Below are 25,156 nucleotides of genomic sequence, written 5' to 3'. Positions count from 1 at the left end.
CGAGGGTCAGTGCGTCCAGGGGATCTTCCGGCCAAATGCGAAGTTGTCGGCGTAGGCCTTGATGATCTTCTTGGCCGGCTTCGGGTCGATGAGCTGGAAGGCGATGCCGTGTCTCTCGGCGTAGCGGACCGCGTCCTCCTTGGTGTCGAAGGTCAGCCGGACCTGGCTGGAGGCCGTGTCGCTGGTCTGCGTCCAGCCCATCAGCGGATCGGGTCGCCGCGCCGCGCTGGGCTCGAACTCCAGGACCCAGTCATAGGTCTTCTGCTTGCCCGACTGCATGGCGGTCTTGGACGGGCGGAAGATGCGCGCGAGCATGTGGTCCTCGAAACTCCAATCGGCCGGCGTGGTCGGGGCGGTGTGATTCGAACACACGACCCTCTGCTCCCAAAGCAGATGCGCTACCAGGCTGCGCTACGCCCCGGAAACGCCGGCGCCCCTGCAATATGGGCGTTTTCGGCTTTCCGCAAACGCGAAGGCGGCGCGGCGGCTAACCGCCCATCAGCTTGAACACGCCGGACGCGCGGACCACGTCCGTGCCGCCGACGTAGGCCCGCCCTTCCGCGAAGGCCACATCGCGCGTGGCGCGGGTGAGCCGCCCCTCCCCCACGATCCACTCGCCGGCGCGCGCCATGTGCAGGAAGTCGATGGACAGGTGGATGGTCACCGCGCGGCGGCGCGCGCCCCGCCAGACCGCGCCGGCCAGGACGCCGTCCATGAAGGCGGACAACATGCCGCCATGGACAATGCCGACGCCGTTGGTGTGCCGCTTGAGCGCGAAGAACGCCTGTTCGACGGAGCCGTCGTCGGTCGGCCGGTGGAAGTAGGGTCCATTGTGGCTGGAGAAGGCGCCTCGGCCTTCCGACAGCACGAACCCCGGTGGCGGCTCGGGGATCTGCTCCTCAGCCACCCGTGAACATCCGGTGGATCACCCGGTCGCCCGGCAGGATGCCGAGCTGGGCCGCGCGGCCGCCGGGGATCTCGAGCGCCGCGATGGCCACGCCGTTGGACGGCAGCAGGCTCTCGTCCAGCGGACGGGCGTTGGCGACGACGGAAAGCACCACGCCGTTCGGCCGGATGTAGATGATGTCCAGCGGGATGAGCGTGTTGCGCATCCAGAAGGCCATCTCCTGCGGCCGGGAGAAGGCGAACAGCATCCCCCGGTCCGGAGCCATGCTCTTGCGGCACATCATGCCGTACTGGCGCTGCTTCTCCGTCGCGGCCACCTCCACCTGGAAGCTCGCGCGGCCGCGCTGGGTGACGATCTGCAGCGGCTGGAGGGGCGTGATCTCGGGTTGAGCCTTGCAGCGGGCCGGATCCTGGCGCGGGATGTCCTGAGCCTGGGCGGCGGGCGCCAGCACGAGCGAAAGGGCCAGCGCCGCCAAGGCGCGCCGGCCAACGGTGAACTTCAGCAAGAAAGCGACTCCGGGGTTCGGGTCAGCCTAGAGTGGACTCGATCTCGGCGACAACAAGTCCCTTCGGGCCTTCGGCGAACCGGACCATGACGTCGTCGCCCGGCTGGAGGTCTTCCATGCCCGAGCGGCGCAGGGTCTCGATGTGCACGAAGATGTCGCCCGGCTCGGCGTCGCGGACGACGAAGCCGTAGCCTTTCGTCCGGTTGAACCACTTCACCTTGGCGCGCTCCAGCGGGCCGGTGGCCTGCACCGGGCGGCGCGGCGCGCGGCTCATCAGCCCGCCGCCTCCGAAGCCGTCCCGCCGGTGCTCGTCACGGACCCGCCGCTCGCCAGGCGGCGGCGCGCAGCTCTCGTCGATCTCCACCACCTCGGCCACCTGCCAGCCCTTGGGCCGGCGGACCACGTCGCAGGTGATGGCCGAACCCTCGAGCGCGCTGTCTCGGCCGGAACTCCGAAGGGAGGTGACGTGCAGCAGCACGTCCTTCAAATCGGTCTGGCTGGGATCGTCCGGGACGATGAAGCCATAACCCTTGCCCGCATCGAACCATTTGACGCGGCCGGTGATCCGCACGGCCACCGCCTGCACGTCCACCTGTTCGAACTCTAAGCCAGCCATTTCGCCCCTCGGCCCCGATACCCCCCATCCGAACATGGATTGGAGCCAACTATAACACTGTTCGCCTAATCGGGGCGGCGTCAACGTGAATCTGCGCGCGGGGCGCCCGCCAGGCGGGAATTCGTGCTCATTTTGGGGAGGAGCGATGGCAGTCCCTAGGGGAGTCGAACCCCTCTCTTCAGGTTGAAAACCTGACGTCCTAACCGATAGACGAAGGGACCGCGGTCGCGAGGCCGGGTCTATATAAGCCTTGTTCCGGGCCTGCAAGCCCCCTTCGCAAGATCATGTGCGTCGAGGGTCAGAGATATCCTCGATCTCGAATTCGACCCCTTCCCGGCCCTGCCAATCGTCCGCCTTCAGACGGCCGACGACGTGGATCGCGCCCCCTTCGGCGAGGAGGCGGCGGCCGGCTTCGGTGTCCTCCACCCGCCAGGCCACGGCCTTGAGCTTCCCGCCCGACGAATCGGCCAGGGTGCAGCGGACGTGGCCGCCGCGCAGCGCCATGGGCCGTTCGACACGGACGTTGGCGGCCGCGAACAGCGGCTCGGGATTGCCGGGCCCGAACGGGGCCAGCCGCTGGAAGTCCTGCCAGAGCGCCCGGGTGCACCCAGAGGTGGTGACCAGGGCGTCCACGTCCAGGCAGTCGTCGGCCGCGGCGGCCTCCGATTCGGCGGCCAGGCGCGCGTTCAGGAAGGCGCGGAGCTCGGGAATCGTGTCGGGCCGGACGGACAGGCCCGCCGCCATCGCGTGGCCGCCGCCGGCCAGCAGCAGCCCCTCGTCGAAGGCCGCCTGGACCGCACGGCCAAGGTTCACGCCCGGCTGCGAGCGGCCGGAGCCCTTGCCCACGTTTGCGGCCCGGTCGACGCCGACGACGATCACCGGCTTGCGGTAGCGCTCGCGCAGCCGGCCGGCGGCGATGCCGATGACACCGGGGTGCCAGTCGTCGGCGGCGACCAGGATGCAGGCCTCGTCATCGACGTTCATGCCGCGCTCGATGAGCGTCACGGCGGCCTCGATCACCTCGCGCTCGACCTCCTTGCGGGAGGCGTTCAGGGCGTCGAGTTCGGCGGCCAGGGCGAGGACTTCTTCGGGTTCGTCACCTGAGAGGAGCCGGGCGCCAAGATCCGAGCGGCCGATGCGGCCGCCGGCGTTGATCCGGGGGCCGAGCAGGAAGCCCACATGGAAGGTGGAGGCCGGGCCGGAGCCCTTGGCGAGATCCATGAGGGCCTTGAGGCCCGGGTTGCGCCACTGGCTCATGACCTTCAGGCCCTGGGCCGCGATGGCGCGGTTGAAGCCCACGAGCTGGGTGACGTCGCAGATGGCGCCCATGGCGGCGAGGTCGAGCCACTGGCGCAGGTCCGGCTCGGCGAGGCTCTCGTTGAACAGGCCGCGGCGGCGGGCCTCGCGGTTCAGGGCGGCCAGGAGGACGAAGGTCACGCCGGCGGCCGCCAGATGCCCCTGCCCCGATCCGCAGTCGTGGCGGTTGGGGTTCACCAGGGCGGCGACCTTGGGGATCTCCTCGCCACGCATGAGGTGGTGGTCGATGACGACCACGTCGAGGCCGATCTCGGCGGCGCAGGCGAGCGCATCGTGAGCGGCCGCGCCGCAGTCGACGGTGACGACGAGCTCCGCGCCCTCGGCCTTCAGGCGGCGGAAGGCGGCGGGCGACGGGCCATAGCCCTCGGTGATCCGGTCGGGGACGTAGATCGGCAGATCGTAACCCATGGCCCGGCACCAGCGGACGAGCTGGGCCGCCGAAGAGGCGCCGTCCACGTCGTAGTCGGCGAAGACGACCATCGGCCGCTTGCGCTCGAGCGCGTCCACGAGGACCGCGGCGGCGCGGTCCATGTCGGCGAAGCTGGAGGGATCGGGAAAGAGCGCCTTCAGCGTCGGGTTCAGGTAGGTCTCGCCCTGCCCGTCGCCCACGCCCCGGGCGGCGAGCGCGCGGGCCAGCGGCTCCGAGAGGCCGAGACTGAGCTGATGGCGGCGGACCACGTCGGCGTCGGCGGCGCGCTCGCGCCAGCGGCGGCCCGAGAGCGACCGGGTGACGCCGAGGAATCCGATGGGGCCGCTGCCGTCCGCCAAGCCTGTCTCCTGTCCGCTGGCGGCCAGTATCCGCCGACCGAGGGCTGAGTCGCCAGCCGACGGGTAGCCGCAGGGCCTGTCAGAAACGGACGCAGACCTCAGGCCGGCCGCTTCATCCGCACCTCGCGCACCGTGTGGGTGGCGGAGTTCATGACCAGCGTGTGGGTGTGGACGAAGCCGGCCTCCAGCCGCACGCCGTCGAGCAGCGCGCCGCTGGTCACGCCGGTGGCGGCGAAGATCGCGTCCGCCTGCACCATCTCGTGCAGGTCGTATTTCTTGTCGAAGTCGGTGACGCCGAGCCGCTGGGCGCGCGCCCGCTCGTCCGGATTGCGGAACAGCAGCCGGCCCTGGAACTGGCCCCCGACGCACTTCAGGGCCGCGCAGGCCAGCACGCCCTCGGGCGCGCCGCCGGAGCCCAGATAGAGGTCGATGCCGGTCGCCGGGTCGGCGGTGTTGATGACGCCGGCGATGTCGCCGTCGCCGATCAGGTGCACGCGGGCGCCGATCTCGCGCAGGGAGCCGATGATCTCGGCGTGCCGCGGACGGTCCAGAACGCAGACGGTGATCTGGTCCGGCGTGACGCCCTTGGCGTCAGCCAGGGTCTGGACGTTCTCGGCCGGCGTGCGGTCGAGGTCGATCACCCCGGCCGGATATCCCGGCCCGCAGGCGATCTTGTCCATGTAGGTGTCGGGCGCGTGCAGCAGGGTCCCCTTTGGCGCCCAGGCCATCACGGCCAGCGCGTTGGGCATGGCCTTGGCCGTCAGCGTCGTCCCCTCGAGGGGGTCCAGCGCGATGTCGATCTTCAGCTTGCCGCCGCGGCCGACCTTCTCGCCGATGTAGAGCATCGGGGCCTCGTCGCGCTCGCCCTCGCCGATCACGATCTCGCCGTCGATGTCGATCTCGTTGAGCGCCGTGCGCATGGCGTCGACGGCGGCCTGGTCGGCGGCCATCTCGTCGCCCCGGCCGACCAGTCGCCAGGCGGCGATGGCGGCGGCCTCGGTGACGCGGACCGCGTCGAGCACCAGCCCGCGGTCCAGGACCTGGTTCGTCATTGTTCTTTGCGTCTCCAACCCGCCGAGGGGTTTAGCACGCCGGCTCAGATACGCGCGATTCGCAACAGCCTTGGCCGTTCGAGCACCGCCGGCAGCTCCGCGATGCGCTCCACCGCCGCCATCAGCACCGATTCCGCCACCGAATGGGTCGTGAGCACGATCGGCACGCCGCCGGCGTCCTCCACCGGCTTCTGCAGGAAGCTCTCGATGGAGACGCCCGCCTCGGCCAGGGTCTCGGACACGGCGGCGATGACGCCCGGCTCGTCCTTCACGAGGAAGCGCAGGTAGGCCCGGCCGGTGGTCTTCGACGGATCGACCGGCGTGAACGGCGCCAGCGTCCCCGCCGGCGCCTGGAACACGGGGCGGACCGCGCCGGTCATCACGTCGGCGATGTCGGCGGCCACGGCGGCGGCGGTCGGGCCCGCCCCCGCCCCCGGTCCCTGCACGAAGATCCGCCCGACCCGGGTCCCCTCGATGAACAGCGCGTTGAGCGCCCCCCCGGCCTGGGCCAGCGGGTGATTCAGCGGCGCGAGCGAGGGGTGAACGCGGACCAGCACGCCGTCGCCGGAGCGCTCGGCGGAGGCCACCAGCTTGATCCGGTAGCCCAGGTCCTTGGCCATGCGGATGTCGAGCAGGTCGACCTGGTCGATGCCCTCGATCTCGGCGGCGGCGTAGTTGGGGGCGCAGCCGAAGGCCAGCGCCGCCAGGATGGAGATCTTGTGGGCGGCGTCGAAGCCGCCGATGTCCATGGTCGGATCGGCCTCGGCGTAGCCCATGCGCTGGGCCTCGGCGAGCACCTCGGCGAACGACCGGCCGGTGGCCTCCATCTCGGTCAGGATGAAGTTGCAGGTGCCGTTGAGGATGCCGGCCACCGACTTCAGGTCGTCGCCGACCAGGGCCTCGCGGACCATCTTCACCGCCGGCGTGCCGCCCATCACCGCCGCCTCGAACAGCAGCGGCGCGCCCTTGGACTCGGCAAGCGCGGCGAGCTCCGCGCCATGCTCGGCGATCAGCGCCTTGTTGGCGGTGACCACGGGCTTGCCGGCGTTGAGCGCGGCCTCGACGGCGGCCTTGGCCGGGCCGTCGGAGCCGCCCACCAGCTCCACGAAGATGTCGGTCTCCGGCGAGGCGGCGAGCGCCACGGGATCGTCGAACCAGGGCAGGTTCGAGATGTCGAACGGCCGCGGCCGGGACCGCGAACGCGCCGAGACGCCGGTGACCACCGCCCGGCCGCCGGCCGGCGCGAACCCCGGCCGCTCGGCGAGGAAATTGAGAAGGCCCGCGCCGACCGTGCCCAGGCCCGCGACGCCGATACGCCAGTCTTTCATTGAGCCGCCAGAGTGTTGTGGGCCCGCGCCAGGATCTGGTCGGCGTTGGCCAGGAACTTCTTCACGTTGCGCGCCGCCTGCCGGATGCGCTGCTCGTTCTCCACGAGGCCGACGCGGACGTAGCCCTCGCCATACTCGCCGAAGCCGACGCCGGGGGCGACGGCGACACCGGCCTCCTCCACCAGCAGCTTGGAGAACAGCAGGCTGCCGGCCTCCTTGAACTTCTCGGGGACAGGGGCCCAGGCGAACATGGACGCGGGCGGCGCCGGGATGTCCCAGCCGGCCCGGCGCATGGATTCCACCAGGCAGTCGCGGCGGGCCTTATAGATCGCCCGGATCTCGTCGACGCAGTCCTGCGGGCCGTTGAGCGCCGTGGCCGCCGCCACCTGGATCGGGGTGTAGGCGCCGTAGTCGAGGTAGGACTTCACGCGCGCCAGGGCCGCGCAGATCCGCTCGTTGCCGACAACCATCCCGACGCGCCAGCCGGCCATGGCGTAGGTCTTGGAGAGCGAATTGACCTCGACGGCGATGTCCTTGGCGCCCTCCACCTGCAGGACCGACGGCGGCGGGTTGTCGTCAAAGTAGATCTCCGAGTAGGCGATGTCGGAGATCACCAGCATGTCGTGCTTCTTCGCGAGCGCGATGGCGTCCTTATAGAAGTCGAGGTCGACGCACTGGGCCGTCGGGTTCGACGGATAGGACAGGATCAGCACGGTCGGCGGCGGAGCGGAGTGCTTCACCGCCCGGCTGACGCCGGCCAGGTACTCCTCGGGGGAGTGCGCCGGCACGTGGCGGATCACCCCGCCGGCCATGATGAAGCCATAGGCGTGGATCGGATAGGCCGGGTTCGGGCAGACGATGACGTCCCCGGGCGCGGTCAGCGCCTGGGCGAGGTTGGCGAAGCCTTCCTTGGAGCCGAGGGTGGCGATCACCTCGGTGTCGGGGTTCAGCTTCACGCCGAACCGGCGGCCGTAGTAGCCGGCCATGGCCTTGCGCAGGCCGGGGATGCCCTTCGAGGCCGAATAGCGCCCGGCCTTCGGGTCGCGGGCGGTCTCGATCATCTTCTCGACGATGTGCTTCGGCGTCGGCATGTCGGGATTGCCCATGCCGAAGTCGATGATGTCGGTCCCCTGCGCGCGCAGGCGGGCCTTGATGCGGTTCACCTCCTCGAGGACGTAGGGCGGGAGGCGACGGATACGGTGGAACTCGGGGGTCATTGCGAAGCTCTTGGCCGCGGGCTGCCCAGTGCGGCTATCCGGGAGCTGAGGACGCGGCATGGATAGACTCCGGGCCGGAGTCCGCCAAGCCATGGTTTGGAAGAATTTGCCCCCGCAGGCCCTAGTTCTTGGGCGGCGGGGGCGGTGTAGCTCGCTGACGGAGCTCTTCCGCGAAAGCTTCGGTCCCCCGGGCGGGAGCCGGCGCGTCGTCCGGACCGGCCGCGCGGCGGGCGCCGGCGGCGAAGGTATCGGTGTTCTGCAGGGTCCAGCTCGAGGGGGCGGTGTCGCGCTCCAGCGCCGCACGGGACTGCTCGATCTCATCGGCCGCCTGGCCGTAGAGCCGCTTCGGACGTACGTCCTTCGGCGGCGCCGGGATCTCCCGGAAGCTCGGGTAGTCGCCGTCCGCGCGGGTGAGCTTCGCCACCTCGCCAGCCACGGGCGAAGCCGGATCCACCTTGGCGTCGGAGAAGACGTCGCCGACGCAGCCGCTGAGCAGCGCGCCCGCGCCGGCGCAAGCCACGAGGCGCGCAGCCGTGGAGCTTGGAACGGCGTTCAGAAAAAGACGGGCGAGCGGAGTCATCTCCGCTAAGGTCTTATGCGATGATCGGAAGCGGTGGAAGGGCGCAGAGCCTTCGCCGCGGGAAGGAAACGCCAGATGAGCGAGCAGACGGTCGATCCCAGCAGCCCGAGGGGCGGGAAAGCCAAGGGCGGCGCCGTCAAGTCGGCGGAGCCCGCGACCTTCGAGAAGCCGCCGCTGCCCGAGGACGTCTCGGCCGAGATCGCCGCCACCGAGGCGCCCGTCGCCGCGGCGACACCCGAGGCCGCGCCGGCCCAGCCCGCCGCTCCGCCGCCCGGGCCCGCCGCCGGGGGCTTCGACCTCGCCGCCCTCACCGCCGAACAGCGCGGCCAGCTCGAGAAGCTGTCGGCTAACCTCGCCCGCGCGGCGGTGGCGGCGCAGGGCGTGCTCGCCGAGATGGCGCTGCGCAACGCCGAGCGCCCGCCCGCCCTGACGCCGGACCCGTTCCATGTCGGCCCCGCGCTGACCGAGGTGATGGGCCGCCTCGCCGCCCAGCCCGACAAGCTGATGCGGGCCCAGGCCGACCTCTTCACCCGCTACATGGACCTCTGGCAGGCGACCGCCCGGCGACTGCACGACGGCACCGCCGCGCCGGTGGCGGCCCCGCCCAAGGGCGACAAGCGCTTCGCCGACCCGGAGTGGACGGACAATCCCGCCTTCGACGCGATCAAGCAGTCCTACCTGATCACCTCCGACTGGCTGAACAGCCTGGTGGGCCAGGTGGAGGGCGTGGACCCGATGGAGAAGCGTCGGGCCGAGTTCTTCATGAAGATGCTGACGGACGCCTTCTCGCCGTCGAACTTCCTGACGTCCAACCCGGCCGCGCTGCGCGAGTTGATGGCCTCGGGCGGCGAGAGCCTGGTGCGCGGCATCGAGAATTTCGCCGCGGACCTGGAGCGCGGCGGGGGCCAGCTCGCCATCGCCCAGACCGACTACGAGATGTTCCGGATCGGCGAGAACGTCGCCACCGCGCCCGGCAAGGTCGTGTTCCGCAACGAGATCATCGAGCTGATCCAGTACAGCCCGACGACCGAGCAGGCGCACGAGATCCCGCTGGTGATCTTCCCGCCCTGGATCAACAAGTTCTACATCCTGGACCTGCGGCCCGAGAACTCGATGATCCGCTGGCTCGCCGACCAGGGCTTCACCGTGTTCGTGGCCTCGTGGGTGAACCCCGACGCCAGCCTCTCGACCAAGACCTTCGAAGACTACATGCGCGAGGGGATCTACGCCGGGACGGCCGCGGCCATGGAGCAGTGCGGCGTGCCGCACGTGAACACCGTCGGCTACTGCATCGGCGGGACACTGCTGGGCGCGAGCCTGGCGCACATGGCCGCCAAGGGCGTGCAGCCGATCGCCTCGGCCACCTTCTTCGCCGCCCAGCACGACTTTTCGGAAGCCGGCGACCTCCTGCTGTTCACCAACGAGGAGTGGCTGAAGACCCTCGAGCAGAAGATGGACGAGGGCGGCGGCGTCCTCTCCGGCCAGGCCATGGCCGACACCTTCAACATGCTGCGCGCCAACGACCTGATCTGGTCGTTCTTCGTGAACAACTACCTGCTGGGCCGCGAGCCCAAGCCGTTCGACCTGCTGTTCTGGAACTCCGACCAGACGCGGATGCCCAAGACCCTGCACATGTTCTACCTGCGCAAGTTCTACGGCGAGAACGCGCTGTCCAAGGGCGAGCTGACGCTGGACGGGGTGAAGCTCAGCCTCGGCGATGTGAAGATCCCGATCTACATGCAGTCGTCCAAGGAGGACCACATCGCCCCGGCCCGTTCGGTCTACAAGAGCGCCAAGCTGTTCGGGGGGCCGGTGACCTTCACCATGGCGGGCTCGGGCCACATCGCCGGCGTGATCAACGCTCCGGCCGCCAAGAAGTACCAGCACTGGACCTCCGACGAGCTGCCCGCGAGGCTGGAGGACTGGCAGGCGCAGGCCAAGGAGGCGCCGGGCTCGTGGTGGCCGCACTGGGCGGCGTGGCTGAAGGCCAAGTCGGGCGGCATGGTCCCGGCCCGCGACCCGGCCAAGGGGCCGCTGAAGCCGCTGGGCGACGCGCCGGGCGAGTATGTGAAGGTGAAGAGCTGATCGCGCGCTGAACTCCTCCCCCCCGACGCGCAGCGCGGGGGAGCGACCGAGAGTGGGTGGTGCGGCGCAGGCCCGCCACCCCTCGCTGCCGAGGGCCCTCAATCGGACGGCGGTGGCCGGAGGGGCCGAGCCGCCCTCCCTACCCTCTCCCCTCGGCCTTCGGCGCGGGGGAGAGGACGGCGTCCCTGAGAGTCAGCAGCCGTGCGAGCACCAGCAGGGCGCCGGCGGGCGCCGAGAAGCGGATGATCCAGGGGGAGATGTCCGTGGCGCGGCCGAAGCCGACGTTGACCAGGCTGAGCTGGGCGAAGGTGAAGCCGCCCTCCCCCGTGGTCCAGTTGAACCAGGCCTGGCCCACGCCCACCAGGGCAAGCGCCATCCAGGCGAGCTTGAAGCGCAGGCCGCGCGCCATGGCCGCCATGGCGGCCACCGCCACCATGACCAGGGGGCTGAGGAAGGCCGAGACCAGGAACCCGTAGTGCCGGGCGCTCTTGCCGGCGAAGGTGAAGCGGTTGGCCTCCAGTTGGCCCGGCGGCAGGCGGTTGGCGACGAAGCCGGCGACCTTCAGCCTCGCCCCTTCTGGCCGGAGCGTGGTCTGAACCACCACGTCGCTGTCGCCGAACCGGTAGAGGTGGAGGGCCGAGAGCACCCCGCCCTGCCCCTTGGACCATCCCACGACCCGCGCCTCGCGGGGCTGGCCCGCCGGCAGGGCGCGGCGGACCTGCTCGAAGCTGGCGCGCCGGTCGGAGGTGTGGGCGAAGTCGGGCGCGAGCACGGCTTCGACGCGGGCCCAGTCGCCCGAGCGCACCGCCCCATGGAAGTCGCGCGCCAGGCGGTCGGCGGCCGGGTCGAGCGGCGGACGGGCGCAGCCGGCCACCAGCAGCAGGGCGAAGAGCGCGAGCCAGATCCTCATCCGGCGAGCTTAGCCGTTCCGCGCAAGCTTACTAACTTGTAACGCCCACTACCTTGCGTGACACGCTACCTTGCGATATCTAGATCGCGAGGAGGCGCTCGTGCCCGAAGCCATCGAAATCCAGCTGAAGAAGGGAGCTCTCGAGCTCTGCGTGCTGGCGCTGCTCTCGCAGCACGACAGCTACGCCTACGAAATCGCCAGCCGCCTGGCCGACGCCATCGGCATGGGCGAAGGCACCATCTACCCGCTCATGCGGCGCCTGCAGACCGACGGCCTGGTGGAGACCTACCTCGTCGAATCGTCGGCCGGTCCGCCGCGGAAGTACTATCGGCTCACCGAGGCCGGGACGCGCAGCCTGGCTTCACAGAAGGCGGCCTGGAGATCCTTCTCCGGCGCCGTCGAAGACATCCTGGGAGAGGCGCAATGACCCGTCAGGCGTTCCTGGCGAGGCTACGTGAGGGACTGGCGGGCCTACCGGCCCACACCATCGCCGACATCGTGGCCGACTACGAGACCCACTTCGCCGACGGCGCCGCCGCCGGCCGCAGCGAGGCGGACGTGGCCGAGGCGCTCGGCGACCCGAGCCGGCTGGCCCGCGAGCTGCGCGCCGAACACGGCCTGCGCCGTTGGGAGCAGGAGCGGAACCCCTCCTCCGCCGGCGGGGCCATCCTCGCCCTGCTCGGCCTGGGGGCCATCGACATCATCTTCCTCCTGCCGCTCCTGATGGGGATCGGCGGCGCCATCTTCGGCATCGGCATCGCGGTGATCGCGGTGTTCTTCGTCGGCGGCGGCGTCTTCGCCCTCGGCCCATTCACCGATCCGCCGGGCGGACCGGTGGCCGCCATGCTCGCCGGCATCGGCATGATGTCGGGCGCGGCCTCGGTCGGCGCGCTGCTGACCATCGTGGTGATCGGCCTGATGAACGCGCTCGTCTGGTACGGGCGTCTGCACTACCGGCTGCTCAAGCCGGCGCTCGAACCGCAACCCCAGGGAGTCGCGCCATGATCCGCCCCCTCCTGATGATCGCCGGAGCCGGCTTCCTGCTCTCCGTGGTGACCCTCTCCACGGCCGTGGCCATCGGCGGGCCCGAGGCGATCGCCCGCGGCGCCTGGAGCTCCTGGGACTGGGACTGGGATGACCACGACCGGCACGGGCGGCACGGCCGCCATGACGGGATGGGCGACGGCGCGCTCGGGCCGCAGACGACCCGCGAGCTCGCCTGGACGGGCGCGGACACCCTCGACCTCGATGTGGCGGCCGACGTGGTCTACACCCAGGCCCCCGGCCCTGCGAAACTCACCATCACCGGTCCGCAGCGGGCCGTGGAGCGGGTGGAGATCGGCGACGACGGGCGGATCTCGTACGACGGCTTCCGGCACGGCCGCGGGCGGCTGCAGATCGTCATGACCGCGCCGGGCGTCACCCGCTTCCGCCTCAGCGGCTCGGACCAGCTCACCATCAACGACTACCGGCAGGACCGGCTGGCCCTGGAGCTGTCGGGCGATTCCGAGGTCGAGGCCCGCGGCGAGGCCCGCGCGCTGGAGCTGGACATCTCGGGCTCGGGCGAGGCCGACCTGGGCGCTCTCAAGACGGTCGAGGCGAAGGTGGACATCTCCGGCTCCGGCGAAGCCCGCATCGCGCCCACCGAGGCCGCAGACCTGGACATCTCGGGCTCGGGCGACATCACCCTGCTGACCCGCCCGGCCCGGGTGACCTCGGACATCTCCGGGTCCGGCACGGTGCGGCAGGAGCCGGCCGAGGCGCCGGCGGCCGCGACCTAGGCTGGCCGGAAGGTCAGCGCCAGGCCGTTGTTGCAGTAGCGCAGGCCGGTGGGCTTCGGCCCGTCGGGGAACAGGTGGCCGTGGTGGCCGAGGCACTGGGCGCAGTGGTACTCGGTCCGGCGCATGCCGAGGGTGTTGTCCACCTTGGTGCCGATGGCCCCCGGCAGCACCCGGAAGAAGCTCGGCCAGCCGGTGCCGCTCTCGAACTTGAAGTCGGACTTGAACATCGCGAGGCCGCAGCCGGCGCAGTGGAAGGTCCCGCGGCGCTTCTCGTGGTTCAGCGGGCTGGAGCCCGGCCGCTCGGTGGCTTCGTGCCGGAGCACCCGGTAGGCGTCGGGGGACAGGCGCCTCTTCCAGTCGGCGTCGGTGAGCCTGCGGTAGGGCGAGGCGGCGTAGCGGTCGTTGGCGGCGAGCGCGGGCGCGGCCGGCGCGGCGCAGGCCAGGGCCGACATCAGCAGGAAGCGGCGGCGGTCGAGGGTTTCCATACGGAATGAAGTGGCCCGCCACGGGCCGGATGCAAGCCCGGCGTTCGCCGGCGGATTGCCTTCCGGCGGCCGGCCTGTTCAACAAGGGGCATGAAGACCCTCGCCGCGGCGCTCGCCGCCACGCTCTGCGCCGCCCCTGCCCTCGCCCAGACCACGGCCCTGACCGCCGAGCGGGTGTTCGCCAGTCCCGACCTCTCCGGACCGCGCGCGCGGGGCGTGAAGTTCTCGCCCGACGGGCGGACGGTGACCTACCTCAAGGACCGGGCCGACGACCTGACGATCACCGACCTGTGGGCCGCCGACACGGCCGGCGGCGCGCCGCGCATGCTGCTGGACGGGCGCAAGCTCGCGCCGGACGGCCGCGAGCTCTCCGAGGCCGAGAAGGCCCGGCGGGAGCGCGCCGGGGTGAAGACCCGCGGGGTCATCGAATACGACTGGGACGAACAGGGCCGCTTCGTGCTGGCGCCCGTGGAGGGCGACCTGTGGCTCTACGAGCCGGCCAGCGGCCAGGCCCGCCAGCTCACCCGCACGCCCGGCGACGAGATCGACGCCAAGGTCTCGCCGAAGGGCGGCTTCGTCTCCTACGTCCGCGACGACAACCTCTATGTGACGCCGACCGGCGGCGGGCCCGAGCGGGCGCTCACCGAGGGCGGGACAGAGCTGAAGAGCTGGGGGACCGCCGAGTTCATCGCCCAGGAGGAGATGGACCGCTCCACCGGCTACTGGTGGAGCCCGGACGACGCGCGGGTCGCCGTCGCGCTCGTGGACCAGTCCGGCGTCGACGTGGTGGACCGGCCGGAGGTGGGCGCCGCCGGCGCGACCATCGTCGCCCAGCGCTATCCGCGCGTCGGGCGCCCGAACGCCCGGGTCGAGCTCTATGTGCAGGACGTGGCGAGCGGCCGGCGGACGAAGGTCGACCTCGGCGCCGACCCGGACGTCTACCTGGCGCGGGTGGCCTGGGCGAAGGACGGGCGCACGCTCTACGTCCAGCGCCAGACGCGCGACCAGCGCCGCCTCGACCTGCTGGCCGTGGACCCGGCGACCGGCGCGGCGCGGACGATCCTCACCGAGACCAGCCCGCACTGGGTGGACCTCACCGACGACTTCAAGCCGCTCAAAGACGGCGGCTTCCTCTGGAGCTCGGAGCGGTCCGGCTTCCGCCACCTCTACCTGCACGACCGCGACGGCCGGCTGGTCCGCCAGGTGACCCGCGGCGACTGGCCGGTGGACAAGATCGAGGCGGTGGACGAGGCCCAGGGCGTGGTGGTGTTCTCCGCCACCCGCGACGCCCCGAACGAGCGGCGGCTCTACCGGGTCAGCTACCGCAAGCCCGCCGAGCCCGTGGCGCTGACCCCGGCCGGCGGCTGGTGGACCGCGACGGTCGGCAAGTCGGGCGCCTTCGTCGGGACCTACGCCGACCCGGTGACGCCGCCGCGCACCGGCCTCTACGCCGCCGACGGCCGGTTCGTCCGCTGGATCGAGGAGAACCGGCTGGACGCGGGCCACCCCTTCGCGCCCTACGCCGGCCGCTACGCGGCCACGCAGTACGGGACCATCAAGGCCGCCGACGGCCAGCCGCTGGTCTGGTCCATGCGCACGCCGCCGGGCTTCGCCCCCAGCAAGACGTATCCGGTGATCGTGCAGGTCTACGGGGGGCCGGGCTCGTCGCGGACCATCAAGGGCTGGAGCGAGCCGGAGGACCTGCTCTACCTCGAGGCGGGCTACATCCTGTTCCGGCTGGACAACCGCGGCACGCCCTTCCGCTCGGTGAAGTTCAAGACGGCCATCGACCGGCGGCTCGGCCAGATCGAGGTGGACGACCAGCTCGCCGGCGCCCGCTACCTGCAGACCCTGCCCTACGTGGACGCCGGCCGGATCGGCGTCACCGGCTGGTCCTATGGCGGCTACATGACCCTGCTGCTGCTGACCGCCCCGGACACACCGTTCAAGGCCGGCGTCTCGGGCGCGCCGGTGACGGACTGGACGCTCTACGACACCCACTACACCGAGCGGTACATGGGCACGCCGGCCGACAACGCGGCGGGCTACAAGGCGTCCGACGTGCTGCCGAGGCTCGGGAACCTGAAGCCCGGCGCCCTCATGATCACCCATGGCATGGCCGACGACAACGTCACCTTCGACCACACCACGCGGGTGCTCTACGCCCTGCAGGCGCAGGGCAAGCCGTTCGAGACCATGGTCTATCCGGGCCTGCGCCACCGGGGCGGCTGGACCCCGACGAACCGCCTGCACCGCCTGCGGACCACCCTCGACTTCTTCGACCGCAAGCTGAAGGGCGCGGACTAAAGCCCCGCGCCCTCGTCGAGCCCGAGCATCAGGTTGAGGTTCTGGACGGCGGCGCCAGAGGCCCCCTTCCCCAGGTTGTCGAGCTGGGCGACCAGGCGGGCCTGGCGGCCGTCGGCCGAGCCGAACACGAACAGGCGCATCCGGTTGGTGCCGTTCAGCGCCTCCGGGTCGAGGGCCGCGACGTAGCCCGCCGCGCCGGCGCGGGCCTTCTGGAGCTCGGCGCACTCCGCGCCGCTCGCCACCTCGACGAACCGCTCGCCGGCGTAGGCGGCCTCGAGCGCCACGTGCAGATCGGCCGGACCCGGCTTGCCGGGCAGCGCCCAGAGCTGCAGCGGCACGTCCACCAGCATGCCCTGGGCGTAGCGGCCGACCGCCGGCGCGAACAGTGGCGGATGGGTCAGGCCGCCGTGCATCTGCATCTCGGGCACGTGCTTGTGGGCGAGCGTCAGGCCGTAGGTGCGGAAGGCGTCGTTCGTGCCGGGCGGGGGCGGCGCGGACTCGAACTCGGCGATCAGGCCCTTGCCGCCGCCGGAGTAGCCGGAGACCGCGTTGACGGTGAGCGGGAAGTCGGCCGGGATCAGCCCCGCCTCAACGAGCGGCCGCACGAGGCCGATGAAGCCCGTCGGATAGCAGCCGGGATTGGAGACGCGCAGCGCCCGACGGATCTGGTCGCGCTGGCCCTTGTCCATCTCCGGGAAACCGTAGGCCCAGGCGCGCGCCGTCCGGTGCGCGGTGGAGGCGTCCACCACCCGCACCCGCGGCGAGGTGATCATCTCCACCGCCTCCAGCGCGGCGTCGTCCGGCAGGCAGAGCACCACGGCGTCGACCGCGTTCAGCAGCTCGCGGCGGGCCTCCGGATCCTTGCGGCGCTCGGGATCGATCGAAACGATCTCGAGGTCTGTGCGGCGCTCCAGCCGCTCGCGGATCTGCAGGCCGGTGGTGCCGGCTTCGCCGTCGATGAAGACCGTGTGGGCCATGGTGGACTCCGGACAAAGAGAAAGGGCGCTCCGGTCTCCCGAAGCGCCCTCCAAACTCGTGCGTAGGCCGCGCGAGACTTAGCGCTTCGAGAACTGGAAGCTGCGGCGGGCCTTGGCCTTGCCGTACTTCTTCCGCTCGACGACGCGCGGGTCGCGGGTCAGCAGGCCGTGCGGCTTGAGCACGGCGCGCAGGCCGGGCTCGTAGTTGGTCAGGGCCTTGGAGATCGCGTGACGGACGGCGCCGGCCTGGCCGGAAAGGCCGGAGCCTTCCACGGTGCAGATCACGTCGAACTGGCCGCTGCGGTCCGAGAGTTCGAACGGCTGGGCGATCATCATGCGCAGCACCGGGCGGGCGAAGTAGATCGCCTGGTCGCGGCCGTTGATGGTGATCTGGCCCTTGCCCGGCTTGATCCAGACGCGGGCGATGGCGTTCTTCCGCTTGCCGGTCGCATAGGCGCGGCCCTGGGCGTCGATCTTCGGCTCGCGGACGGCGGCTTCCTCGCCGGCCTGCGTGCCGAGGCCCTTCAGGGCGTCGAAGCCGGTGGCTTCGGTCGTGTTGGCTTCGCTCATTACGCGCTCCGCACGTTCTTGGCGTTCAGGTCGGCGAACGCGATGGTCTCGGGGTTCTGGGCCTCGTGCGGATGCTCCGCGCCCGTGTAGATGCGCAGGTGCGTCATCTGCTTGCGGGCCAGCGGGCTTTCCTTGGGCAGCATGCGCTCGACAGCCTTCTCGAGCACGCGCTCGGGATACTTGCCGCCGAGGATCTGGCCGGCGGTGCGCTGCTTCACGCCGCCCGGGTGGCCGGTGTGCCAGTAGAAGATCTTGTCGGAGAGCTTCTTGCCGGTGAACTTCACCTTGTCGGCGTTGACGACGACGACGAAGTCGCCGCAGTCGACGTGCGGGGTGTAGTCGGGCCGATGCTTGCCGCGAAGACGCATGGCGATGAACGAAGCCAGGCGGCCGACCACGGCGTCCTGGGCGTCGATCACGATCCACTTCTTCTCGACCTCGGCCGGCTTCAGCGAAGCCGTGGTGCTCTTCAGCATGAGGGTGCGATCCGTAGTTTGCGCGGGACCGTTACGCGCCCCGACGTGAGGCGGCGCATATGCGCGAGCCCAGCGGCAAAGTCAACAGCCGCAAAATCGCGCCCTCACCGGATTTATCCGTCGTTTCAGTGACTTAGCAATCGCGGTATCATAATACCGCGCTAAATGCGGCGCACCCGCCAGGCGAACGCCACCGAAAGGCAAAGGGCGACCGCCGCCAGGAGCTGGTGGGCGATGCCGAGCCCGATGGGCACCCGGGCCATGAGGGTGGCGATCCCGAGCAGCGCCTGGGCGACGACGACGCCGGCGGTGGCGAGCGCCAGCAGCTTGGATTCCCGGGCGAGGTAGCGCGAGCGCCAGGCGCTCCAGCCGATCAGCACCGCCACCACGGTGAGCACATAGGCGACGATCCGGTGGTGGGCCTGCACCGCGCCCTGGCTGTGGGCCAGCGTCGCCCAGAGACCGTCGCCCAGGTAGTCCTCCGGCCACAGCTTGCCGGCGAACAGCGGGAAGTCGTTGTAGACGAAGCCGGCGTCGTTGCCGGCGACCAGCGCGCCCAGCAGGATCTGGAAGAAGATCAGCCCCATCAGCAGCAGCGCCCGCCGGCCCCAGGGGCTCGGCAGGGTCTGGCGGGCCCAGCCGGCCCAGGCGTCCAGCGCCGTCCAGACGAGCGCCCCCAGGAGGGCGAAGGCGAGGCCCAGGTGGACCATCAGCCGCTCCGGCGCCACCGAGACGCGCTCGGAGAGCCCGCTCGCCACCATCCACCAGCCGATGGCGCCCTGCAGACCGCCCAGCACGAACAGCACGGCGAGCCGGATGTAGAGCCGGCTCGGGATCTGCCGGCGAATGGCGAAGGCCAGGAAGGGGACGAAGAAGGCCAGGCCCACGATCCGGCCGAGCAGCCGGTGGCCCCACTCCCACCAGTAGATCTCCTTGAACTCGCCGAGGCTCATGCCGCGGTTGACCTGCTGGTACTGCGGGATCCGCTGGTACTCGGCGAACTCCTGGCGCCAGTCGGCCTCGGAGAGCGGCGGCACGGCGCCGGTGACCGGCCGCCACTCGGTGATCGAGAGGCCGGAGTCGGTCAGCCGGGTCGCCCCGCCGACCACCACCATCGCCAGCACGAGGGCGGCGACGGCGAAGAGCCAGATGGCGACCGCCTGGGACCGGTCGGAACGCAGGAACGAGGTCATGGAGCCGAAATTGCGCCGCTTTCAGGCTGAACTTGGGCGGGCCTGCTAGCCGGAAACGGCGGTTCCGTCCACGCCCGGCGACGGATATGAGGCGCACATGCTCGAAACCGCCCGCGCCCGGAAGCTCGTCGGCCTGTTCGCCCTGCTGGCGTTCATGGTGGCCTACATCGCGCTCGTCGCCACGATCGGCGACCACGTGCCGAGGCACTGGGCCGCCCAGCTCGTCTACTATGTCCTGGCCGGCGTGCTGTGGGGCGTGCCGATCCTGCCCCTGTTCCGCTGGATGAACAGCGGGCGCTGAGCCTGCGCCGGTTGGGGATTGCGGCGGTTTGGGGATTGCCGCGCCGCCCCGGCCCTGCCTATAAGGCGCGCCTCGCCGACCGGCCTGCGGAGCGTAGCGCAGCCTGGTAGCGCACTTGACTGGGGGTCAAGGGGTCGTGGGTTCGAATCCCGCCGCTCCGACCATCGGCCGGCGGCGAGATTATCCTTCCATTTCCAGGGCGATCGTCGTCGCCGGGCTTGTCCCGGTGATCCATGAGCTCGGCGTCCGCGAGGGATGCGCGCCGACGCCGGCGCGACCCAAGAGGCGGCGGCGTCCATGCCGGCCGGGACAATCCGGCGATGGCGACCGATGGGTTGAGAGACTAGCCGCGCAGCAGCCCGTCCAGCCTGGCCTTGATGGCTTCCAGTTCGCCGAGGGTGGCGGCCAGGCGGCTGCGGGCGGCGTCGGAGACTTCGTGAGCGCCTTGGGCCGCCTCGGCGTCCTGCGGAGCCGGCGCGTCGACGCGCTCGCCCTCCCCGGCCGAGACCAGGCGGCGGACGCCCTGCTCGCGGTGGAGGCGCTGGACGCCCTTGATGGTGTAGCCCTCGTCGTGCAGCAGGCGGCGCACGCCCTTGAGCACGGCAATGTCCTGCGGCCGGTAGAACCGCCGCCCTCCGGCCCGCTTCATGGGCCGGATGAAGGAGAACTTGGTTTCCCAGAACCGCAGCACATGCTGCGGCACGTTCAGCTCGTCGGCCGCCTCGGAGATTGTCCGAAAGGCTTCCGGGCCCTTGGCCATGAGCCTTACGCGGTCCTCACCGCGGCCATGATCACTGGGAGAGGGCGCGGTCGACCCGCGCCTTCATCACCTGCGAGGCGCGGAAGCCGATGACGCGGCGCGGCTCGATGGCGGCCGGCTCGCCGGTCTTGGGATTGCGCCCCATGCGGGCGCGCTTGGCGCGGACCTGGAAGACGCCGAAGCCCGACAGCTTGACCTGCTCGCCCTTCTCGAGGGCCTGGCACATCAGCTCGAGGACGCGCTCGACCAGCTCGCTGCAATCTTGGCGTGTCAGGCCAACCTCTTCATGGACCGCCTCGCACAGGTCGGCCCGGGTCACCGTCGCGCCCTTCATCCTTACCCCGTTTCCCGCAGCGATGCTGTTCATGGCCTTTTGATAGTCTTGTCCCGTCAAGGACTTCAAGGCCCAGATTGTGTGACGCGGTTAAGGACCGCCGCTAAAGCCGCACCACGCAGGCGCCCCAGGTCAGGCCGCCGCCCATGGCTTCCATCAGCAGGAGCTGGCCCGGCCGGATGCGCCCGTCCTCCACCGCCGCGTTCATCGCCAGCGGGATCGAGGCGGCCGAGGTGTTGGCGTGGCGCATGACCGTGGTGACCACCTTGTCCTCATCGATGCCGCAGCGGTGGGCCACGCCCTGCAGGATGCGCAGGTTGGCCTGGTGCGGGATGAACCAGTCGACGGTGGAGACGTCGACGCCGGCGTCGGCGGCCGCGGCGTTGATCGCCTCGGAAATGTTCACCACGGCGTGGCGGAACACCTGGTTACCCTGCATCCGCAGATGGCCGATGCGGCCGTCGGTGGAGGCGCCGCCGTCGACGTAGAGCAGATCCTGCTTGGTCCCGTCGCAGCGCAAGGCGAAGCCGATCAGGCCGCGGTCGTCCGGGGTCCCCTCGCCTTCCATGGGCTCGACCACCACGGCGCCTGCCCCGTCGCCGAACAGCACGCAGGTGCCGCGGTCGGTCCAGTCCATCAACCGGGTCATGGCGTCAGCCCCGATCACCAGGGCGCACTTCGAGCGGCCGCGGGCGACGAAGCCGTCGGCCACGGACAGGGCGTAGACGAAGCCCGAGCACACCGCCTGGACGTCGAAGGCGATGCCCACGGGACAGCCCAGCTTGCGCTGCACGATGGCGGCGGTGGCGGGGAAGGTCAGGTCCGGCGTGGTGGTGGCGACGACGATCAGGTCGACGTCGGCGGCGGTGCGACCGGCGCGCTCTAGCGCCTGGCGGGCGGCGGCCACGGCGAGGTCGGAGACCGGCTGGTCGTCGCGCACCTTGTGGCGCTGCTCGATGCCGGTGCGCTCGCGGATCCACTCGTCGGAAGTGTCGACCACCTTCGCCAGCTCGTCGTTGGTGACCACCTGTTCGGGCAGGTAGCCGCCCACGGCCGTCACGACGCTACGCAGGACCTTGGGCACTCAGGCGGCTCCATCGGCGGCTGGCGCCGGGCTCGCGTCGGCGAGCGCGGCAGGCAGCCTCGTCATATTCCGTTCGATCTCGGCGGCGAAGTCGCTTTGGGCGAGATCCAGTGCGACACGGAGCGCCTCGGAGATGTCCTTGGGCGCGGCGCCGCCGTGGCACTTCAGCACGATGCCGTTCAGGCCGAGCAGCGGGGCGGCGCCCGGCGGGCTCATCCGGTCGCGGAAGCGGCGCAGCGAACCCTGGGCCAGCAAGGCCCCGGCCATGGCCAGCGGGCCGCCGGTCAGCGCGCCCTTCAGCTCGGCGGTCATGAACCGCGCGGCGCCTTCCATGGCCTTCAGGGCCACGTTGCCGGTGAAGCCGTCGGTGACCACCACGTCGACGGCGCCCTTGGTGATGTCGTCGCCCTCGACGAAGCCCTTGTAGGCCAGGTCGAGGCCGCCCTCGCGCAGCACCCGGTGGGCCTCGCGGACCTCCTCGTGGCCCTTCATGTCCTCGGAGCCGACGTTGAGGATGCCCACCGTCGGCCGGGCCGCCTTGTGCACCGCCCGGTGGTAGGCCTCCCCCATGATGGCGAACTCCACCAGCCGCTCGGCGTCGCAGTCGACGTTGGCGCCCACGTCGAGGAAGGTGGTCACGCCGCGCGGCGTCGGGATGCCGGCGACCAGCGCCGGCCGCTCCAGGTCAGCCCGCATCCGCAGGATCAGCTTGGAGATGGCCATAAGGGCGCCGGTGTTGCCGCAGGAGACGGCGGCGATCGCCTCGCCCTCTCGGACCGCCTCGACGGCGTTCCACATGGACGTGCCCTTGGCCCGGCGGAGCGCCTGGGCGGGCTTCTCGTCCATGGCGACGACCTTGTCGGTGTGGCGCACCTCCACCCGGTCGGACGCGACCTTGCAGCGCGACAGCTCGGCGCGCACCGCGGCCTCGTCGCCGTGCAGCAGGAAGCGGACCTTCTCGGGCAGCACGCCCATGGCCCTGGCCACGCCGGGCGCCACCACGGACGGGCCGTGGTCTCCGCCCATGGCGTCGATCGAGATCACCAGCGATTGAGTCAAATGGCGCCTGGTCCCTGGGCCGCGCGGAATCGTTGTGAACGATACCGCCCCCGGCTCCTGCGTTGCAAACGAGGCCGTCTAGCCCTTGGGTTCTTTCAGCTTCTTCAACACCGCGAAGGGGGATTCCTCCTCCACGGGCGGCGTGTAGGCGAACTCGGCCCCGGGCCTGCGCGGGAACGGGTCGATCTCCAGCGCCAGGTGCTCCACGACGTAGCCGGCGACGTCCACGGAGTCGGCCTGCAGCACGTCGGGCGGATCCTCGGCGTCGGGGTCGAGCTCCACCTCCCCGCCCTCGCCGGTGGCGGCGTTGGGGCTGCCGGCCGGCACGGCCTTCACGGCGATCTCGCCTTCCAGGGGCTGCTCGAAGGGGTCGAGGGTCACCGAGCAGACCTGCTCGACCACGGCCCTGAACCGGCCGGTCACCTCGACGCCGTCCAGCCAGGGCTTCACGGTGACCGTGGCGGTGAGCGCCGGCAGGCTCTCCAGCCCGAGGTCCTTGGCCACCTTGGCGCGCTGGTCGGCGTCGGGCGCGAGGTCGACGGTGACCGGCCCGCGGGCGAGCTCGTGCAGGCGGAGCGGCCTGGTCCAGTCTGCGGTCATGGCTGCGTCCACTCCACCTCGCCCTTCAGAAGCCGCTCCAGCGGCTGGGCGGCGAGCGCCTCGCGCTGGGCGACGGCGTAGCGCGCCATGGCCGGCGCGTGGGCGGCGTCGGCCTCTGCGTAGACGGTCCGGGCGATCACCGCCTCGAGGTCGGCGGCGTCCGGCAGCCTGCCGAAGGCGGCATGGTAGTTCTTCACCCGGCCGAAGAAGGCCTCGCCGAGCTTGCGCATCTTCTTGCCCACCGAGAGGTCGCCGACGCCCATCTCGCGCAGCGCGTCGTCCAGCGACTTCACGAAGGTGTCGAACACCGCCTGCGAGGTCTCGGCAGCGGCCTCGCCCTGCCCCTGCAGCCGGTCGAGCAGGAGCACGACGTGGAGGCTGTAGACCTCGAATCGGCCCTCCACGGTGTCAGGCGCGCCGAGGCGCTCGTAGAGCGCAGGCGTGCGCGACTGGGACACGGCGGCGGCGTAGAGCGCGCGCCCCATCTCCCGGGCAGGTCTTGGTCGGAACAGGCGCTGGAGCATGCGCGGCCTCGATTTCGCCCCAGGGGCGCGGCTAAAGCAGCCGTTGAACTAGTGGGCGGCGACAGATAGGTCAAAGCCTCGAACAAGCAACGGGTCCCGTCCGAACATGTTTCGCCGCGCCGCCTTCGCCGCCGTCGCCCTCGGTCTGCTGACCACGGCCGCCTGCGCGCCCATCACCACCTACTCCGGCTTCCAGGCCATCGAATCGGACCCCAAGGACGTGGTGGTCGGCACCGACACCAAGTCCACCGTGCGCGGCAAGCTGGGCTCGCCGTCGGCCACCTCCACCTTCGACCCGAACGTCTGGTTCTACATGAACCAGGTGAAGCAGCGGGTCGCCTTCCGCCGGCCGCAGGTGACCGCCCGCAACGTCACCGCCATCACCTTCAACAAGGAGACCGAGGCGGTGGAGAGCGTGAACCACTACACGCTCAAGGACGGCAAGGTGATCGCCTACAACAACCGCGAGACCCCGACGCGCGGGCGCGAGATGACCGTGCTCGAGCAGCTCCTGGGCACCGTCGGCCGCGGCGGCATGCTGCCGCGCGACGACGAGGGCGTCCCCGGCACCCGGCCGGGCGACCGCCGCTAGGGCTTCAGCCCCTCCTGAAAAGAACAACGCCCCGGAGATCGCTCTCCGGGGCGTTTTCCGTTGCCGGAAAGGTCGCGATCAGCCGATCGCGCCGTGGGCCAGGACCGCCAGCAGCAGCAGGGCCACGATGTTGGTGATCTTGATCATCGGGTTCACCGCAGGTCCCGCCGTGTCCTTGTAGGGATCGCCGACCGTGTCGCCGGTGACCGCCGCCTTGTGGGCGTCGGACCCCTTGCCGCCGAAGTGGCCTTCTTCGATCAGCTTCTTGGCGTTGTCCCAGGCGCCGCCGCCGGAGGTCATCGAGATGGCCACGAAGAGGCCTGTGACGATGACGCCCATGAGCATGGCGCCGAGCGCCGCGAAGGCGTCGGCCTTGCCGGCGATGGCGTTGATCAGGAAGAACAGCAGCACCGGCGTGACCACCGGCAGCAGGCTCGGCACGATCATCTCGCGGATGGCGGCGCGGGTGAGGATGTCCACCGCCCGGCCGTACTCCGGCTTCACCTCCCCGGTCATGATGCCCGGGTTCTCCTTGAACTGCCGCCGGACCTCGGCGACCACGGCTTCCGCCGCCCGGCCGACCGCGGTCATGGAGAGGCCGCCGAACAGGAACGGCAGCAGGCCGCCGAACAGCAGCCCGACCACCACGTAGGGGTTGGAGAGGTCGAAGGCGACCGTGCCCACGTCCTCGAAGAACGACCCCGGCGCGGCGTTGGCCGAGAAGAACTTCAGGTCCTCGGTATAGGCCGCGAAGAGCACCAGCGCGCCGAGGCCGGCCGAGCCGATGGCATAGCCCTTGGTCACCGCCTTGGTGGTGTTGCCGACCGC

At 70.8% G+C, this 25,156-nt stretch carries 29 protein-coding genes and 3 tRNA genes; 8 read left to right on the top strand and 24 right to left on the bottom strand.

Annotated elements, in window-relative coordinates; all coding sequences use genetic code 11:
• Positions 1-6: 6 nt before the first annotated feature.
• The 11 genes from ACE3Q8_RS11800 to ACE3Q8_RS11750 all read right to left on the bottom strand — a co-directional run bounded on the left by ACE3Q8_RS11800 (position 7) and on the right by ACE3Q8_RS11750 (position 8,230).
• Positions 7-315, bottom strand: coding sequence for an ETC complex I subunit (locus ACE3Q8_RS11800; RefSeq protein ID WP_374470609.1), 309 nt, complete (start codon positions 313-315; stop codon positions 7-9).
• Between the two features lie 29 nt (positions 316-344).
• A tRNA-Pro gene (locus ACE3Q8_RS11795) sits at positions 345-421 on the bottom strand.
• 66 nt (positions 422-487) lie between these two features.
• Positions 488-907: a PaaI family thioesterase gene (locus ACE3Q8_RS11790; RefSeq protein WP_374470466.1), complete on the bottom strand. Its 420-nt coding sequence runs from the start codon at positions 905-907 to the stop codon at positions 488-490.
• Positions 900-1,412: a DUF192 domain-containing protein gene (locus tag ACE3Q8_RS11785; RefSeq protein ID WP_374470465.1), complete on the bottom strand. Its 513-nt coding sequence runs from the start codon at positions 1,410-1,412 to the stop codon at positions 900-902. The genes ACE3Q8_RS11790 and ACE3Q8_RS11785 overlap by 8 nt, the downstream gene beginning before the upstream one ends.
• Before the next feature lie 22 nt (positions 1,413-1,434).
• Positions 1,435-2,028, bottom strand: a complete 594-nt coding sequence (locus ACE3Q8_RS11780; RefSeq protein WP_374470464.1) for a cold-shock protein — start codon at positions 2,026-2,028, stop codon at positions 1,435-1,437.
• Between the two features lie 146 nt (positions 2,029-2,174).
• Positions 2,175-2,249, bottom strand: a tRNA-Glu gene (locus ACE3Q8_RS11775).
• A 61-nt stretch (positions 2,250-2,310) separates the two neighbouring features.
• Positions 2,311-4,113 carry a single-stranded-DNA-specific exonuclease RecJ gene (gene recJ, locus ACE3Q8_RS11770; protein WP_374470463.1) on the bottom strand — a complete coding sequence of 601 codons (1,803 nt, stop codon included), beginning with the start codon at positions 4,111-4,113 and terminating at the stop codon, positions 2,311-2,313.
• Positions 4,114-4,211: 98 nt separating this feature from the next.
• Positions 4,212-5,165 (bottom strand): class II fructose-bisphosphatase, encoded by a 954-nt coding sequence (gene glpX / locus ACE3Q8_RS11765; RefSeq protein ID WP_374470462.1) that lies wholly within the window; start codon positions 5,163-5,165, stop codon positions 4,212-4,214.
• A gap of 44 nt (positions 5,166-5,209) precedes the next feature.
• Positions 5,210-6,493: a homoserine dehydrogenase gene (locus ACE3Q8_RS11760; protein WP_374470461.1), complete on the bottom strand. Its 1,284-nt coding sequence runs from the start codon at positions 6,491-6,493 to the stop codon at positions 5,210-5,212.
• Positions 6,490-7,710, bottom strand: coding sequence for an LL-diaminopimelate aminotransferase (locus ACE3Q8_RS11755; RefSeq protein WP_374470460.1), 1,221 nt, complete (start codon positions 7,708-7,710; stop codon positions 6,490-6,492). Before ACE3Q8_RS11755 ends, ACE3Q8_RS11760 begins: the two co-directional genes overlap by 4 nt.
• Positions 7,711-7,831: 121 nt before the next feature.
• Positions 7,832-8,230 carry a hypothetical protein gene (locus ACE3Q8_RS11750; protein WP_374470459.1) on the bottom strand — a complete coding sequence of 133 codons (399 nt, stop codon included), beginning with the start codon at positions 8,228-8,230 and terminating at the stop codon, positions 7,832-7,834.
• Between the two features lie 135 nt (positions 8,231-8,365).
• On the opposite strand from ACE3Q8_RS11750, the gene phaC reads away from it, so the two are divergent.
• Positions 8,366-10,375, top strand: a complete 2,010-nt coding sequence (phaC, locus tag ACE3Q8_RS11745) for a class I poly(R)-hydroxyalkanoic acid synthase (RefSeq protein ID WP_374470458.1) — start codon at positions 8,366-8,368, stop codon at positions 10,373-10,375.
• 139 nt (positions 10,376-10,514) lie between these two features.
• On the opposite strand, the gene ACE3Q8_RS11740 is transcribed toward phaC, so the two are convergent.
• On the bottom strand, positions 10,515-11,285 hold the full coding sequence (locus ACE3Q8_RS11740; RefSeq protein WP_374470457.1) for a hypothetical protein: 771 nt from the start codon (positions 11,283-11,285) through the stop codon (positions 10,515-10,517).
• 100 nt (positions 11,286-11,385) lie between these two features.
• Here ACE3Q8_RS11740 and ACE3Q8_RS11735 point away from each other — a divergent pair, with 100 nt between their 5' ends.
• Genes ACE3Q8_RS11735 through ACE3Q8_RS11725 form a run of 3 tightly spaced genes read left to right on the top strand, consistent with a single transcriptional unit; the run spans position 11,386 to position 13,066 of the window.
• On the top strand, positions 11,386-11,712 hold the full coding sequence (locus ACE3Q8_RS11735; RefSeq protein ID WP_374470456.1) for a PadR family transcriptional regulator: 327 nt from the start codon (positions 11,386-11,388) through the stop codon (positions 11,710-11,712).
• Positions 11,709-12,290, top strand: coding sequence for a DUF1700 domain-containing protein (locus ACE3Q8_RS11730; RefSeq protein ID WP_374470455.1), 582 nt, complete (start codon positions 11,709-11,711; stop codon positions 12,288-12,290). Before ACE3Q8_RS11735 ends, ACE3Q8_RS11730 begins: the two co-directional genes overlap by 4 nt.
• Positions 12,287-13,066 carry a GIN domain-containing protein gene (locus tag ACE3Q8_RS11725; RefSeq protein ID WP_374470454.1) on the top strand — a complete coding sequence of 260 codons (780 nt, stop codon included), beginning with the start codon at positions 12,287-12,289 and terminating at the stop codon, positions 13,064-13,066. The genes ACE3Q8_RS11730 and ACE3Q8_RS11725 overlap by 4 nt, the downstream gene beginning before the upstream one ends.
• On the opposite strand, the gene msrB is transcribed toward ACE3Q8_RS11725, so the two are convergent.
• Positions 13,063-13,551: a peptide-methionine (R)-S-oxide reductase MsrB gene (msrB, locus tag ACE3Q8_RS11720; RefSeq protein WP_374470453.1), complete on the bottom strand. Its 489-nt coding sequence runs from the start codon at positions 13,549-13,551 to the stop codon at positions 13,063-13,065. The genes ACE3Q8_RS11725 and msrB overlap by 4 nt on opposite strands.
• Before the next feature lie 90 nt (positions 13,552-13,641).
• Between msrB and ACE3Q8_RS11715 the strand changes: the two genes are divergently transcribed.
• Entirely contained in the window at positions 13,642-15,858 is a 2,217-nt protein-coding gene (locus ACE3Q8_RS11715) for a DPP IV N-terminal domain-containing protein (RefSeq protein WP_374470452.1), read from the top strand.
• Here the strand turns inward: ACE3Q8_RS11715 and argC are convergent.
• The 4 genes from argC to ACE3Q8_RS11695 form a co-directional block, all read right to left on the bottom strand.
• Positions 15,855-16,835, bottom strand: coding sequence for an N-acetyl-gamma-glutamyl-phosphate reductase (gene argC, locus ACE3Q8_RS11710; protein ID WP_374470451.1), 981 nt, complete (start codon positions 16,833-16,835; stop codon positions 15,855-15,857). The genes ACE3Q8_RS11715 and argC overlap by 4 nt on opposite strands.
• Before the next feature lie 78 nt (positions 16,836-16,913).
• Positions 16,914-17,405, bottom strand: a complete 492-nt coding sequence (rpsI, locus tag ACE3Q8_RS11705; RefSeq protein WP_374470450.1) for a 30S ribosomal protein S9 — start codon at positions 17,403-17,405, stop codon at positions 16,914-16,916.
• The gene (gene rplM / locus ACE3Q8_RS11700) at positions 17,405-17,878 is read right to left on the bottom strand and encodes a 50S ribosomal protein L13 (protein ID WP_374470608.1); all 474 of its coding nucleotides are present in this window, start codon (positions 17,876-17,878) and stop codon (positions 17,405-17,407) included. Before rplM ends, rpsI begins: the two co-directional genes overlap by 1 nt.
• Before the next feature lie 164 nt (positions 17,879-18,042).
• Entirely contained in the window at positions 18,043-19,074 is a 1,032-nt protein-coding gene (locus ACE3Q8_RS11695) for a COX15/CtaA family protein (protein WP_374470449.1), read from the bottom strand.
• Positions 19,075-19,171: 97 nt separating this feature from the next.
• Here ACE3Q8_RS11695 and ACE3Q8_RS11690 point away from each other — a divergent pair, with 97 nt between their 5' ends.
• Both ACE3Q8_RS11690 and ACE3Q8_RS11685 read left to right on the top strand, forming a co-directional pair.
• Entirely contained in the window at positions 19,172-19,375 is a 204-nt protein-coding gene (locus ACE3Q8_RS11690) for a DUF2842 domain-containing protein (RefSeq protein WP_374470448.1), read from the top strand.
• A gap of 87 nt (positions 19,376-19,462) precedes the next feature.
• A tRNA-Pro gene (locus tag ACE3Q8_RS11685) sits at positions 19,463-19,539 on the top strand.
• Between the two features lie 179 nt (positions 19,540-19,718).
• Here the strand turns inward: ACE3Q8_RS11685 and ACE3Q8_RS11680 are convergent.
• The 6 genes from ACE3Q8_RS11680 to ACE3Q8_RS11655 all read right to left on the bottom strand — a co-directional run bounded on the left by ACE3Q8_RS11680 (position 19,719) and on the right by ACE3Q8_RS11655 (position 23,736).
• A complete protein-coding gene (locus ACE3Q8_RS11680; protein WP_374470447.1) occupies positions 19,719-20,135 on the bottom strand; it encodes a MerR family transcriptional regulator in 417 nt (138 codons plus the stop codon).
• A 31-nt stretch (positions 20,136-20,166) separates the two neighbouring features.
• Positions 20,167-20,469: an integration host factor subunit alpha gene (locus ACE3Q8_RS11675; protein ID WP_374470446.1), complete on the bottom strand. Its 303-nt coding sequence runs from the start codon at positions 20,467-20,469 to the stop codon at positions 20,167-20,169.
• Between the two features lie 103 nt (positions 20,470-20,572).
• Positions 20,573-21,553, bottom strand: coding sequence for a beta-ketoacyl-ACP synthase III (locus ACE3Q8_RS11670; RefSeq protein ID WP_374470445.1), 981 nt, complete (start codon positions 21,551-21,553; stop codon positions 20,573-20,575).
• On the bottom strand, positions 21,554-22,612 hold the full coding sequence (plsX, locus tag ACE3Q8_RS11665; RefSeq protein WP_374470444.1) for a phosphate acyltransferase PlsX: 1,059 nt from the start codon (positions 22,610-22,612) through the stop codon (positions 21,554-21,556).
• A gap of 78 nt (positions 22,613-22,690) precedes the next feature.
• Complete coding sequence (locus ACE3Q8_RS11660; RefSeq protein ID WP_374470443.1) at positions 22,691-23,212, bottom strand: DUF177 domain-containing protein; 522 nt, start codon at positions 23,210-23,212, stop codon at positions 22,691-22,693.
• Positions 23,209-23,736: a ubiquinol-cytochrome C chaperone family protein gene (locus ACE3Q8_RS11655; protein WP_374470442.1), complete on the bottom strand. Its 528-nt coding sequence runs from the start codon at positions 23,734-23,736 to the stop codon at positions 23,209-23,211. Before ACE3Q8_RS11655 ends, ACE3Q8_RS11660 begins: the two co-directional genes overlap by 4 nt.
• A gap of 106 nt (positions 23,737-23,842) precedes the next feature.
• Between ACE3Q8_RS11655 and ACE3Q8_RS11650 the strand changes: the two genes are divergently transcribed.
• Entirely contained in the window at positions 23,843-24,328 is a 486-nt protein-coding gene (locus tag ACE3Q8_RS11650) for an outer membrane protein assembly factor BamE (protein WP_374470441.1), read from the top strand.
• Between the two features lie 78 nt (positions 24,329-24,406).
• Here ACE3Q8_RS11650 and ACE3Q8_RS11645 read toward each other — a convergent pair.
• On the bottom strand, positions 24,407-25,156 hold a 750-nt coding region (locus ACE3Q8_RS11645), incomplete at its 5' end, for a sodium/proton-translocating pyrophosphatase (RefSeq protein ID WP_374470440.1).

Source organism: Phenylobacterium sp., from assembly GCF_041913825.1.
Classification (GTDB): Bacteria; Pseudomonadota; Alphaproteobacteria; order Caulobacterales; family Caulobacteraceae; genus Phenylobacterium.
Note: the sequence above shows the minus strand (reverse complement) of the source record. Positions and strands in the feature narration are given on the sequence as shown.